Origin of the sequence: Bradyrhizobium erythrophlei (genome assembly GCF_900142985.1) — a bacterium.
GTDB lineage: Bacteria > Pseudomonadota > Alphaproteobacteria > Rhizobiales > Xanthobacteraceae > Bradyrhizobium > Bradyrhizobium erythrophlei_B.
In genome coordinates this window covers 967771-979762 of the sequence record NZ_LT670849.1, presented here as the reverse complement: position 1 = coordinate 979762, position 11992 = coordinate 967771, and the positions used below count along the sequence as shown (strand labels likewise).

The following is an 11992-nucleotide window of genomic DNA, read 5'->3' as shown; positions in this document are numbered from 1 at the left end:
TGCGTTACTTCTTCACCACCTTCGGCGGGGCCTTGGCGGGCGCGGCCGGCTTCTTCGCGGGCTTCAGCGCATCGGTATCGGCGGCGGTGTTGAGATCTTCCATCAACTTGCGAACGCGTGCCGCGTTGCTGCCGAGGTCGCTTTCGAAATAGCGCGACGCGGAGCGAATATCGACGCGCGAATCCTCGTCGTCCGGCGAGACGCGGATCGATATATCCTCACGGAAGCCCATGATCGGCGTGCGCGCCACTGCCTCGATGCGGCCGATCCGGCGTGGCGGCTGCGGCGCGCGTTCGTCGATCACAAGCCATTTGCGCCGGTTCACCAGCTGCAACGTGATCTCATAGGCGCGCTGCACCGGAAGTTCGAGTTCGACCGTCTCGATGTCGGGATAGGCGATGCGCTGCTGCTCAGCCGAATAAAGGCCGGCGTAGACGGCTGGATTGGTGCCTTCGCCGGTGCGCAAGCGAGCCAGGGCCTCGAAGCGAGGCGGGTCGATCGGATCGGTCGTGATGTCGTGGATCGCGGGCAGCTTGCGGTATTGCAGACCGAGATAGGCCGGATAAGCGAGCAGGGTCACGTCGATCAAAAACGCCAGCAGGATCCGGCCCACGCCACTGGCGCCGCTCTGCCAGATCGCCGCCGCGCCGATCAGGCCGATCACCATCGACAGGCCGGCGCAGGCGAGCGCTCCGAAAAAGGTCGCGAGCGCCGGTTTGATTTCGAGAAAACCAAAGCGGACGATGATGATCGAAACCAGGACCGCCACCACGGCAAATACCGCCAGGTTGCGCGACCACGACGCCAGGCTGGAGACGGGCTCCGATAGATAGGGCGCGGAAAACCTGCGGGCCATGGCCTCGATTTCTGCTGCAACGGAGACGGTCGACCGGAACCGGCCAGGCTCAAAAGCTAGTGCTCCGATTCTAACATTCGCATCCCGTCTCAGCTGGTACTTTTGCGAATGTTAGAACCCAAAGGACCACTAGCAGATACATCCTAATAATAGGGTTTGGATTTGACATTCGCACCAGGGTTCGCGGCAAGGCCGGTTGCGAATGTCGAATTCACCCCGTTAGCCGGTGTGAGACCACGAAGTGGGGCCGAATTCAAGGGATCAGGCGCCAAAGGCCGGGGCGGATTGACCCGGCCTTCTGGCGCTCGCGCCGGTGGTCCGATTTTAATCCACTAGGTGCCGGGAAAGGTATAGGCCTTGAATTGCTCGCGCAGCGCGGTCTTCAGGATTTTGCCGGTCGCGGTGTGCGGAATGCCGTCGACGAATGCGATGTCATCCGGCATCCACCACTTGGCGATCTTGCCGTCCATGAATTTCAGGATGTCGTCCTTGGTGGCATTCTGTCCCTGCTTGAGTTGGACGATGAGCAGGGGGCGCTCATCCCATTTGGGGTGATGGACGCCGATCACGGCCGCTTCCGCTACCGCCGGGTGGCCGACCGCGAGGTTTTCCAGATCGATCGAGGAAATCCATTCGCCGCCGGATTTGATCACGTCCTTGGAGCGGTCGGTGATCCGCATGTAACCATTCGGATCGATGGTGGCGACATCGCCGGTGTCGAAGAAGCCGTTCTCGTCGAGAATATCGGCATCGACCCGGTAATAGGCCTTGGCAACCGAGGGGCCTGAGACCTTGAGGCGGCCGAAGGTCTTGCCATCCCATGGCAGCTCCTTGCCGGCATCGTCGGTGATCTTCATCTGGACGCCGAACGGCGGATAGCCCTGGGTCTGGAGGATGTCGAGCGCCTCTTCGCCGGCCAGATCGCTGAACGGCGGTTTGAGCGTGGCGAGGGTGCCGATCGGGCTCATCTCGGTCATGCCCCAGGCGTGCCGTGCGGTCACGCCCATGTCGACGAAGGCCTTGATCATCGAGCGCGGCATCGCCGAGCCGCCGCACACCACCATGCGCAAATGCGGCAGCTTCAGCTTGTTGGTGGCCATGTGGTTCAGCAGCATCAGCCACACGGTCGGAACGCCCGCGGTATGCGTCACCTTTTCAGTTTCCAGAAGTTCGAAGACCGAGGCGCCGTCGAGTTTGGCGCCGGGTAACACCAGCTTGGTGCCCATCGAGGGCGCCGAGAACGCAATGCCCCAGCTATTGGCATGAAACAGCGGAACCACCGGCAGCATGGTGTCGCTGGCGCAGGCGCCGAGCGAGTCGCCGGTATTGGCCATCAGCGCATGCATGACGTTGGAACGGTGCGAGTACAGCACGCCCTTGGGATCACCGGTCGTGCCTGACGTGTAGCACATCGCGGCTGCGGTATTTTCGTCGAAGGTCTTCCATCTGAAATGGCCGTCGGCTTCCGCGATCCAGTCTTCATAGGCGACCGCGTTCTTCAGCGTCGTTTGCGGCATGTGCGTCTTGTCGGTGAGCACGATGTAGCGCTCGACGCTTGTGAGTTTGTCGGCGATCTTTTCCAGAATCGGCACGAAGGTGATATCGGTCATCACCACGCGGTCTTGCGCGTGGTTGATAATCCAGGCGATCTGCTCGGGAAACAGCCGCGGGTTGACGGTATGGCAGATCGCGCCGATGCCCATGATGCCGTACCAGGCTTCGAGGTGACGCCAGGTGTTCCAGGCGATGGTGGCGACGCGGTCGCCGAGCCTGATACCGTCGCGGTCCAGCCGCTGCGAGATCTTCAGCGCCCGCTTGTGGATTTCGGCATAATTGGTGCGATGGATGGGACCTTCGACCGACCGGGTGACGACTTCCTGAGTGCCATGGATAAGTGCCGCGTGCTCGAGAATTCGATGACACAGCAAAGGCCAGTCTTGCATCAATCCCAGCATAGGGATGTCCCTCCTGAATGTTCGATCGCCTTTTTTGCGTTCTTTGATGCGAAGTCTAGCGCGGGGCGGGCACGCCGCAAGTGGGCTTCTGGTGGGAGAGGCGTCCGCAGGGTGGCCATGGTTAGCGCGGCCGCGCTGCTGCTCGTCTGTTGCGGCCAGACGCGTTTCGCCGACGCCAGGGGTGTCGCCACCGCCAAGGTGCCCTTGCCGAGGCCGCGGCCAACGCAAGCGCCCTCCGCCAAGATCGAGCCGTCCACGGCTCCTGACGACCACGACGCCGAGCCGAGCGCGGCGACCCCACCACCGCCTTCGGCCTGCCGGCTTGCCCTGACGGAGGCGATCGCGATTGCGCCCAGCATTCCCGACATCCATGGGGCTGGCGGCTGCGGCGGGGAGGATCTGGTGCGGCTCGAGGCTGTGGTTTTGCCGGATAGCCATCAGGTCGCGGTCAAGCCGGCGGCGATCCTGCGCTGCAAGATGGCCTCCGCCATCGCCGACTGGGTTCGCACCGATGTCGCGCCGCTTGCCAAAAACCTCGGCAGCGCAATTTCAGCCCTCGACAATTTCGATTCCTTCGAATGCCGTGGCCGCAACCGCATCCCCGGCGCGCAATTGTCCGAGCATGGCCGCGCCAATGCGATCGATGTCCGCTCCTTCACGTTTGCCGATGGCCGCACGATCTCGCTGACCGACCGCACCGTCGCGCGCGAGACGCGCGAAAGCGTGCTGCATTCGGTATGCGCGCGTTTCTCGACCGTGCTGGGGCCAGGCTCCGACGGTTATCACGAAGACCACATCCATCTCGATCTGATGGAACGGCGCAACGATTACCGGATTTGCCAGTGGTACGTCTGGGATGCGTTGCCGGCCGTGGCACCGATGCTGCCGGCCGCGCGTCCGGTGGAGGCGCCGCCCCGCGAGACGGCCGATGAACCGGAGGCCGCGAAATCCAACGCTGAGCCCGATGCGGCGGCGGAGCAAAAGCCCGCTGCCGATAGCTCGTCAAAGAAAAAGCGCCGGTAAACCGGCGCTCTTTGTTTCGGTCAAATCAGGATCGGATCGCTTATTGCCACGAGCCGAAGTTGGTGTTGCCACCCTGCGCCACCTGCGACGAGCCACCGAACGGCGATTCGCCGTGATGGGGCGCGAGCACGACGACGATCGCGCCGACCTTGGCGCGGTTATAGAGGTCAATCACGTCCTCGTTGGTCATGCGGATACAGCCGGATGAGATCGACTGGCCGATATATTCCGGCTGGTTGGTGCCGTGAATCCGGAACAGCGTGTCCTTGCCGCCCGAATACAGATACATCGCGCGCGAACCCATCGGATTGTCCGGGCCCGGTGGCACGAAAGTGGGAACGCCGAGACGCTCGATCTCGCCCTTGGTCGGATGCCAAGCTGGCCATTCGGTCATGCTGCCGATCTTGGCAACGCCTGACCACGCCATGGCTTCTTCGCCGACAGTGATGCCGTAGCGGATCGCCTTGCCGTCGTTCATCACGTAGTAGAGGTAGTGGTTGTCGGAATCCACCACGATCGAGCCGGGGGCTTCCTTGCGGCGAAATTCGACGATCGCGCGGCGGAAATTCTCCGGCGGCTGCACGTTCTCGTAGCGAACCTTCGCCAGCAATTCCTTGTCGCGCTGTTTGAACGCGGCGGTGTTGGTCGCCTCGTAGCTTGCGGTTTCCATGCAGCCCGAAAGCAGCAGACCGGCGGCTGTTACAGCCATTGCCAACTTGAGCGACGTCAGTTTCATCGGCATTTTGGATTTCCAATCGACCCCGGTGTTCGAGGCGCGAGACTTTATTGCCCCGCCACGACTCCACCTTCAACTCCCACATTATCGCCGAATTTGACGATATTTCCAGTGCCGGGATGCTGTTCCCGCGCTGCGGGAGCCTTCCTGTGTCTTTTTTGCCGCAAGTGCTTGAGCGGTTGTGGATTCTCCGGCAATAGCTTAGCCAGCCCGCCAGATCACCGCCATGCTCTCGCCATAGGCGTGCCGCAAATGGCCGGAGGCTCACGGGCCCGTTATTGAAAGCCTGCCAAACTCGAATTCTTCGGCCGATTCCGGTATTCGCATCCCGCTCCGACGCGTTGCTCGCGAACGTTGGAACAGCGCCTTGGTTAACCCTGTCCTTCACGTCCGGAGCCGCCCATGTTCTCGGTGTTTGTCCCCAGCGAATCCTCTCTGAAAAAGGCCACCGTCACCGATATGGAGGCTTTGCCGGATAACGCCGTCTGGATCGATCTGGTGAAACCGACGATGGCCGAGGATAAGGCAGTCGAGCGCCTTGCCGGCATCGCGGTCCCGACCCGCGAGGATATGCAGGAAATCGAGATTTCCAGCCGGCTCTATATCGAAAACAGCGCGCGCTACATGACGGCGACATTGATGTGCGCAGCGGACACGGAAAATCCCCGCACCACGGCGGTCACCTTTATCTTGGCCAGCCATCGCCTGGTCACCGTTCGCTACGATGAGCCGAGGCCGTTCGTGCTGGTGGAAAACAAGTTGGCGCGCGCGTGCGCCCCGGCAATTACCGGCGAAATGGTGTTGATGGAGCTTCTGGATGCGGTGATCGACCGCAACGCCGACATCCTGGAGCGTGCCGGCGGCGAGATGGACGCGATCAGCCACCAGATTTTCGAACCCGATGGAGCGGCACGCACCGGGCACGCCAAGCGCTACTCCGACATCCTGATCGCGATCGGCCGCAAAGGCGACCTGACTTCCAAGGTACGGGAGAGTCTCGTCTCGATCGGCCGCGTCGTTACCTTCGTTACGGCATCTGTCGATGGCGTGAAATGGTCAAAGGACATGCGCGAGCAGCTCAAGACCATGCAGCGCGACGTGGCCTCGCTGACCGATCACGCCTCCTATCTTTCCAACAAGATCACGTTCATTCTCGATGCGATGCTCGGCGTCGTCAATCTCGAGCAGAACAACATCATCAAGCTGTTTTCGGTGATGGCTGTGGTGTTGATGCCGCCGACCCTGATCGCCTCGATCTACGGCATGAATTTCAAGATCATGCCGGAACTCGAATGGCAGCACGGCTATCCGATGGCGGTCGTGATGATGGCGCTGGCCGCTGTTGCGCCCTACATGTACTTCCGCTGGAAGAAGTGGCTGTAAACCAGCGGCTTTTGGCTGCCTGTTGAGGTTAAGAAAGTACGCGGAACTGCCGGACTTCTCGGCCCAATCGCTCCGCTAAAATTTGAGCGGAGCACTGAACGTTTGCGCGACGGCTTTCTGCCATAACGTTCTCGGAACGACCCGCGAGAACTCCCATGGTTGAGAAAGTCATAAGGTCAATGCAGAACGTCATCGATTTCGCAAGTTACCAGCAAGGCCGCAACATCGTCAGGGCCGAGGCGATGTCGCCGCGCACCTGCCGGCATTGCGGCGCCTTGCTTGCTGACGGCGAGCGCGAAGACGAATGTTCCAGCGTTGCGAATGCCGAAGAAGCCCTGCGCTGGCAGGCCGCACAAATCCTGCGCGGGCTGATCTGAATTGAGACGGGCTGATCTGGACCGATATCTCAGGGTGCTCGGCCGCCTTCGGCCTCGCGTGACACCCTCAAACGTGTTGGCCGCCGTTGATGTGGATTTCGGCGCCGTTCACGTAGGAACTGGTTTCCGTGCACAGCACATAGATGATCTTGGCAACCTCGTCCGGCGTGCCGACCCGGTGCATCGGAATTTGCTGTTCGACGATCTTTTCCGTACCCGGCGACAGGATCGAAGTGTCGATCTCGCCCGGCGCAATCGAATTCACTCGCACGCCTAGTCTGCCGAAATCCGCGGCCATTTCGCGCGTCAGGGAAGCGAGCGCGGCCTTTGAGGTTGCATAGGCCGCGCCGGCGAACGGGTGCACCCGCGAGCCCGCGATCGAGGTCACGTTGACGACCGAGCCTTTGGCCGCCTTCAATTCCTCGATCAGGCCGCGCGCCATCATGATCGGCGCAAAGAAATTGACCCGGAACACGTGGGTCCAGGTCTCGATATCGGTGTCGATAGAGCCGAGCCGCTTGCCGCCTTCGGCCTTCGGCGAAATCGCCGCATTGTTGACCAGCGCGTGTAGCACGCCGCCTTCCAGGCGCTCGCGAATTTCGGAAATAGCGCGCGCCGTGTCGTCATGGTCGGCGAGATCGACCTGGATGTGATCCTCGGGCCCGGCGTCCCACGGACAGTCTTCAGGAAACGGATGCCGCGAGCAGGTGATGACGCGCCAGCCGGCCGAGGAGAAGCGGATCACCGTCGCGTGCCCGATGCCGCGGCTGGCCCCGGTGAGCAGCAGCGTCCGCCTTGGTCCGTTATGGGATGACGTGGCCATGGGGTCCTTCGATCTATCGATCAGGGGTAAAGCCGCGTCTTCGACCAGGCCTGACCCGGCGCGTCGCGGCGAAATTCGATACGGTCGTGCAAACGGAACGGGCGGTCATGCCAGAACTCGAACCGGAGCGGGGTGATGCGCCAGCCGCTCCAGCCGGGTGGGCGCGGCACCTCGCCGATCAGGTATTGCGCGGCAACCTTGGCGATCGCTTGTTCGAACGCGAACCGGCTTTCAAGCGGCCGCGACTGTTTCGAAGCCCAGGCGCCGATCTGGGCCTGTTTGGGGCGGGTGGCGAAATAGGCATCGGCTTCAGCGTCGGTGACCGGTGACACCGGTCCGCGGATACGCACCTGCCGGCGCAGCGACTTCCAGTGAAAGAGTAAAGCCGCCTTAGGATTTGCGGCCAATTCGCGGCCTTTCTGGCTGGCGATGTGGCTGTAGAACACGAAGCCGCCCGCGTCATAGCCCTTCATCAGCACCATCCGCACGTCCGGCAGGCCGTCTGTATCGACGGTCGACAGCGCCATCGCATTGGGATCGTTGGGCTCGGACTTCGTGGCTTCCGCAAACCACTCGCCAAACAGCGCCAACGGTTCCTCCGCCGCGGTGAAATCACCGGATGTTAAGGGTGCCGGGTGTTTGATGGAGGTCGTGTCCGTCATTTGGAGTCCGAAGTTGCCCCTGCCGGCGGCAAGATCCGCGTTACAGCCCTGTATGAGGTCAGCCTTATATAGGGCATGGGGACGCTTTGGCCTATCGCCGGTCCGGCCGGTTGGAATGATAATGATCATGGCCCTGATCGGGATCGAGGCCGGTGGATGCAGCTTTTCCCGAGGCGGTGGCGGATGGGCTGCCCTTGGCGGTGACGAGGTGACGGGCTCAGTCTCGCCGGCGAAAGCGGGATCTCCGGTGCCAAGCGAAACCGATCTCGCCTTTGCCCGCAATGCCGCTTCCGACGTCCTGACCAACGGCGACAAGGACGCCAGCCAGCCCTGGGAAAACCCCGAGACCGGCGCGCGGGGTTCGGTGACGCCGCTCGCCCAGGCCTATTCCTCGGAGGGGCGGACCTGCCGCGATTTCCTCGCCAGCTACGTCAAGGGCGATTCCGAAAGCTGGCTGCAAGGCGCGGCTTGCCAGACCGGCCGCGGGCAGTGGGAAATCCATACATTGAAGCCGTGGCGGCAGAGCTGAAGTTCGATCGATCGTGGTCTTTACGAATCTGCTTTAGGATGCGGGTCTTCCCGTAAGGCGTTGAAGCCGTGAACAATCCTGTTCCATTCGCTTGTCCGACTGTCGCCGAAGGCCGTTGCAAAAATGCCACGCAATCCCCAAATGAAAATCATGAGCGGGCTTCGCGCCCGTGTACTAGACTCGATGGATTCCCTCGAAGGAGAACTGACGGATGCGCGACCCCTATGAGGTCTTGGGGGTGCCGCGAAGCGCCAACGCCGCGGCGATCAAGAGCGCCTTTCGCAAGCTTGCCAAGAAGTACCACCCCGACGCCAACAAGGACGATCCCAAGGCGGCGGCTCGTTTCGCCGAGTTGAACTCGGCCAACGAGATCATTGGCGATGCCGACAAACGCAAGCAGTTCGACAGCGGCGAGATCGATGCCGAGGGCAAGCCGCGCTTCCAGGGCTTTCCCGGCGGCGGTCGTGCGCGGCCCGGAGGCGGTGGTTTCGAGACGCACACGTTCCGCACCGGCGGCGGGCCGGGCGCGGGCGGCGGCGGGTTCGAGGACATCCTCAACAGCATGTTCGGCGCGGCTAACGCGCGCGCCGGCCGGCCGGGCGCGGGCGGCGGCGCACGCTTCGAGTTCGACCCCGGCACCATGGCGCTTGATCTCGACCTTTCCGTCTCCATGACCGTGTCGCTGGAAGAGTCGGTAAAGGGAGCGGAAAAGCGCGTCAGACTGCCAACCGGCAAGGAACTCAACGTCAGGATTCCTCCGGGCGTCGTGGCCGGTCAGCAGATCCGGCTGAAGGGGCAGGGCGAGACCGCGCAGGGACATCCGCCCGGCGATCTCCTGATCACCATCAGCATCGCGCCGCACCCGTTCTTCAAGGTGGATGGCAGCGACCTGCGCCTCGATCTGCCGATTACGCTCTATGAAGCGGTGCTCGGCGGCAAGGTACGCGTGCCGACGCTCGGCAGTGCGGTCGAGCTTTCAATTCCGAAGAACACTTCGAGTGGGCGGACGTTTCGCTTGAAAGGCAAGGGATTGCCGAAAGCAGGCGGAAACGGCGACCTTCTGGTTACCACCCGGATCATGCTGCCGGACGGGAACGACTCCGAACTGGAGACGTTGATGCAAAAGTGGCGTGACGCACATCCCTACAATCCGCGTAGCGATCTCTCATAATCGGCGCGGAGGGAAAAAAGGTGCGGCCTCGACCTGGGGGACCAGCGCGGTACCAACCCCAGGCGAGGCCGCTTGCGTCGATCGGCGGATCGAACGCGCCACAACTTTTCGTGATTCCGTGAAGCGATATTGAGACGCGTCCATGTTCCAATTCCAGATTCTTAATGTCGGAATTTGGACGTGACAAATTCGCCACGCTTAAGCGCTGCGCAGATCTTCGAAGCTAACCGCCTTTATCGGTCTGGTCGTAGACAAGCCGCGCCACGTGGTGGAGCTTTTCCTTGTCGATCGGGCCGCTCAACACGTAGCTGACCTCGTCCTCCGACCAGTACATCGCGCCGGAATTTTCGGCCGCCGTGTAACGCATCTGCGCCGATCCGGTCTTCGAACGCGAGGAATAGAGCGTGTAGCGCTCGCCCGAGGCGCTCTCATACATGAAGAACGAGGCCGGACCGGTCGGACCGGGCAACAGCCGTCCCCCGACGAGCTTCAACCCGCTTGAGTCCAGTTTCGGGGCGCGGACTTCCCAGCCGCAACGCTTGGTCAGCCATGTCTGCAAGTGGTCGCGTTCGCTGCCCGGCACTTCCACGGGATGGCGTACTTCGACGACATAAAGCTTATGCGCATCCAGCGCATCCGAAGTCAGGCTCTCGATCGCCGACGGCGTCGCGGTTGCGCCCCGCGCCACCCAGCCGACGCCCCCGCCACAGACGAAAGCGGCAAGCGTCGCGGCAACGGCGCCGTACACCCATTTGCGCGGCCGCTGCACCAGCCGTTCGATCTCCAGCCGCTTAGGCACCGCCTCGTCAGCGATGTGATCGTAGCGCGCGTGAAGCTCGTCCGCCATGGCGCGCCAAGCTTGTACTCGTTCGGCCGCGTCGGGATGAGCCGCAAGCCAAGCTTCGACATCGCCGCGGCGCTCGGCCGGTAGTTCGTTGTCGACATAGGCGTGCAGTTCGTCTTCGGTGACAGGAATTTTTGGGTCGGTCATTGTCGTGGTCTCTTCCTGATCGAAATCATTCCGGCCGCGTTCCGCTCTCCCCGGCGGAAATGCGGCGTCGTCTGCAATGTGGTTTCCCCAAAAAACGCAGCCACAACACGTTCACTTATAAAGCTCATCATCACTTCACCCTTCGCAACGCCGGGCGCTCGCCGTCGAGAACGGCCTTCACATGCGCTCGCGCGCGCGCCAAGCGTGACATCACCGTGCCGATCGGCACGCCCTGAATGTCGGCGACTTCGCGATAACTCAGTCCCTCCAGCATCACGAGCAGCAGCACCGCGCGCTGATCGTCCACCAAAGTCGCCAGCGCCCGGGCAATGTCGCGACCCTCGGCTTCGGTGCCGCTGGCGTCCGGATTGTTTTCCAGGAGAGGCATGAATTGCGGCCGGCGGGCCAGCGATCGCCGCCTGTTCTTGTTGAGGTTGGTCAAGATCGTGTAGAGCCAGCTCCGCACGTCGCCACCGAGAAAAAGCCGTTCCGAGCGCAACGCTCGAACCAACGTATCTTGCACCAGATCATCGGCAATGTCGGCATCACGCGTGAGCGCACGTGCATACCGGCGCAGCGCCGGTATCATGGCTTCGACACTCTCGCGAAACGCAGTCATAAGGCCCGATTCCAAATCATTCCCAGCGGCACTCGATCGCGCATCGGAGCTTGATCCAATCAGCTAAACCCCAGACCGAAATGGCTATTCCGCCCGTAGTCCCACGGGTGCTCAGGTCGCTATCATTTGAGAGGGCCTGTACCGCCCGTCGGAGCTGGTGTACCTGCAAACCAGCTGTAAAGCATCGGAATTGTCACATCGTGAAAAGTTCGGACTCGCTGGCGAAAGACTGACACCGAATGCCGACCGTCTATTACATCCGCCACGGCGAGACGGAGTGGAACGCGCTGGGCAGGCTTCAGGGCGTGCAGGACATTCCGCTCAACGAACTCGGCCGCACGCAGTCGGTTCACGCCGGCCGCGTCCTCGCCGATCTGCTGACGCGCGACGGCCAAAGCGCATCTTCGATCGGCTTTGTCGCAAGCCCACTCGGCCGCGCCCGTCAGACCATGGACCTGATGCGGGGTGTCCTGAAGCTTCCGCTTTCCGGCTACACCATCGACAGTCGCCTGCGCGAGATCGGCTACGGCCAATGGGAGGGATCGACGCTGGCGGAGATGGAAGCGAATGCCCCCGATCTGTTCGCCCGGCGTCAGGCCGAAAAGTGGACGGTCGCGCCGCCGGGCGGCGAGACCTATGTCGAGGTGCAGGCGAGGGTCGCCGACTGGTATCGCGGGCTCAAGGCCGACATCGTGGCGGTCGCCCACGGCGGCACCGCGCGTGCGCTGATGGTCGAACTTGGCTTCAAGAGCCCGGAAAACGCCGCTGACCTGAAAATTGAACAGGGCGCGGTTTACGTGTTCAGCGACAATGGCTTGGCGCAGTATAGTTAAGAACGAATCGAGGCGCCTTGCTATTTGACCCGAA

Annotated in this window: 13 protein-coding genes; 6 read left to right on the top strand and 7 right to left on the bottom strand. The window is 62.1% G+C overall.

The window, feature by feature from the left end; all coding sequences use genetic code 11:
* Positions 1-4 precede the first annotated feature (4 nt).
* Positions 5-856 carry a DUF1499 domain-containing protein gene (locus BUA38_RS04485; protein WP_072816887.1) on the bottom strand — a complete coding sequence of 284 codons (852 nt, stop codon included), beginning with the start codon at positions 854-856 and terminating at the stop codon, positions 5-7.
* 332 nt (positions 857-1188) lie between these two features.
* Positions 1189-2811 carry a fatty-acid--CoA ligase gene (locus BUA38_RS04480; protein WP_072816886.1) on the bottom strand — a complete coding sequence of 541 codons (1623 nt, stop codon included), beginning with the start codon at positions 2809-2811 and terminating at the stop codon, positions 1189-1191.
* Between the two features lie 117 nt (positions 2812-2928).
* On the opposite strand from BUA38_RS04480, the gene BUA38_RS04475 reads away from it, so the two are divergent.
* Positions 2929-3834 (top strand): extensin family protein, encoded by a 906-nt coding sequence (locus BUA38_RS04475; protein ID WP_083587453.1) that lies wholly within the window; start codon positions 2929-2931, stop codon positions 3832-3834.
* Positions 3835-3874: 40 nt separating this feature from the next.
* On the opposite strand, the gene BUA38_RS04470 is transcribed toward BUA38_RS04475, so the two are convergent.
* Positions 3875-4564 carry a L,D-transpeptidase gene (locus BUA38_RS04470; protein ID WP_156898916.1) on the bottom strand — a complete coding sequence of 230 codons (690 nt, stop codon included), beginning with the start codon at positions 4562-4564 and terminating at the stop codon, positions 3875-3877.
* A gap of 408 nt (positions 4565-4972) precedes the next feature.
* Here BUA38_RS04470 and BUA38_RS04465 point away from each other — a divergent pair, with 408 nt between their 5' ends.
* Together BUA38_RS04465 and BUA38_RS04460 are read left to right on the top strand one after the other, a co-directional pair.
* Positions 4973-5953: a magnesium transporter CorA family protein gene (locus BUA38_RS04465; protein ID WP_072816885.1), complete on the top strand. Its 981-nt coding sequence runs from the start codon at positions 4973-4975 to the stop codon at positions 5951-5953.
* A 155-nt stretch (positions 5954-6108) separates the two neighbouring features.
* Positions 6109-6330: a hypothetical protein gene (locus tag BUA38_RS04460; RefSeq protein WP_072816884.1), complete on the top strand. Its 222-nt coding sequence runs from the start codon at positions 6109-6111 to the stop codon at positions 6328-6330.
* A gap of 67 nt (positions 6331-6397) precedes the next feature.
* On the opposite strand, the gene BUA38_RS04455 is transcribed toward BUA38_RS04460, so the two are convergent.
* Positions 6398-7153, bottom strand: a complete 756-nt coding sequence (locus BUA38_RS04455; protein ID WP_072816883.1) for an SDR family NAD(P)-dependent oxidoreductase — start codon at positions 7151-7153, stop codon at positions 6398-6400.
* Positions 7154-7173: 20 nt separating this feature from the next.
* A complete protein-coding gene (pdxH, locus tag BUA38_RS04450) occupies positions 7174-7815 on the bottom strand; it encodes a pyridoxamine 5'-phosphate oxidase (protein WP_072816882.1) in 642 nt (213 codons plus the stop codon).
* 121 nt (positions 7816-7936) lie between these two features.
* Here pdxH and BUA38_RS04445 point away from each other — a divergent pair, with 121 nt between their 5' ends.
* Both BUA38_RS04445 and BUA38_RS04440 read left to right on the top strand, forming a co-directional pair.
* A complete protein-coding gene (locus tag BUA38_RS04445) occupies positions 7937-8344 on the top strand; it encodes an RT0821/Lpp0805 family surface protein (protein WP_072816881.1) in 408 nt (135 codons plus the stop codon).
* A gap of 211 nt (positions 8345-8555) precedes the next feature.
* Positions 8556-9515, top strand: a complete 960-nt coding sequence (locus BUA38_RS04440; RefSeq protein WP_072816880.1) for a DnaJ C-terminal domain-containing protein — start codon at positions 8556-8558, stop codon at positions 9513-9515.
* A gap of 223 nt (positions 9516-9738) precedes the next feature.
* Here the strand turns inward: BUA38_RS04440 and BUA38_RS04435 are convergent, their stop codons facing one another.
* Complete coding sequence (locus BUA38_RS04435) at positions 9739-10506, bottom strand: anti-sigma factor family protein (protein ID WP_072816879.1); 768 nt, start codon at positions 10504-10506, stop codon at positions 9739-9741.
* 130 nt (positions 10507-10636) lie between these two features.
* Positions 10637-11125, bottom strand: coding sequence for a sigma-70 family RNA polymerase sigma factor (locus BUA38_RS04430; protein ID WP_072816878.1), 489 nt, complete (start codon positions 11123-11125; stop codon positions 10637-10639).
* A 239-nt stretch (positions 11126-11364) separates the two neighbouring features.
* Here BUA38_RS04430 and BUA38_RS04425 point away from each other — a divergent pair, with 239 nt between their 5' ends.
* Positions 11365-11958 (top strand): histidine phosphatase family protein, encoded by a 594-nt coding sequence (locus BUA38_RS04425; protein ID WP_072816877.1) that lies wholly within the window; start codon positions 11365-11367, stop codon positions 11956-11958.
* The last annotated feature ends 34 nt before the right edge of the window (positions 11959-11992 follow it).

Coding starts and splice junctions, on each gene's coding strand:
- BUA38_RS04485 (WP_072816887.1), bottom strand. CDS start 856: ATGGCCCGCAGGTTTTCCGCGCCCTATCTATCGGAGCCCGTCTCCAGC.
- BUA38_RS04480 (WP_072816886.1), bottom strand. CDS start 2,811: ATGCTGGGATTGATGCAAGACTGGCCTTTGCTGTGTCATCGAATTCTC.
- BUA38_RS04475 (WP_083587453.1), top strand. CDS start 2,929: ATGGTTAGCGCGGCCGCGCTGCTGCTCGTCTGTTGCGGCCAGACGCGT.
- BUA38_RS04465 (WP_072816885.1), top strand. CDS start 4,973: ATGTTCTCGGTGTTTGTCCCCAGCGAATCCTCTCTGAAAAAGGCCACC.
- BUA38_RS04460 (WP_072816884.1), top strand. CDS start 6,109: ATGGTTGAGAAAGTCATAAGGTCAATGCAGAACGTCATCGATTTCGCA.
- BUA38_RS04455 (WP_072816883.1), bottom strand. CDS start 7,153: ATGGCCACGTCATCCCATAACGGACCAAGGCGGACGCTGCTGCTCACC.
- pdxH (WP_072816882.1), bottom strand. CDS start 7,815: ATGACGGACACGACCTCCATCAAACACCCGGCACCCTTAACATCCGGT.
- BUA38_RS04445 (WP_072816881.1), top strand. CDS start 7,937: ATGATCATGGCCCTGATCGGGATCGAGGCCGGTGGATGCAGCTTTTCC.
- BUA38_RS04440 (WP_072816880.1), top strand. CDS start 8,556: ATGCGCGACCCCTATGAGGTCTTGGGGGTGCCGCGAAGCGCCAACGCC.
- BUA38_RS04435 (WP_072816879.1), bottom strand. CDS start 10,506: ATGACCGACCCAAAAATTCCTGTCACCGAAGACGAACTGCACGCCTAT.
- BUA38_RS04430 (WP_072816878.1), bottom strand. CDS start 11,125: ATGACTGCGTTTCGCGAGAGTGTCGAAGCCATGATACCGGCGCTGCGC.
- BUA38_RS04425 (WP_072816877.1), top strand. CDS start 11,365: ATGCCGACCGTCTATTACATCCGCCACGGCGAGACGGAGTGGAACGCG.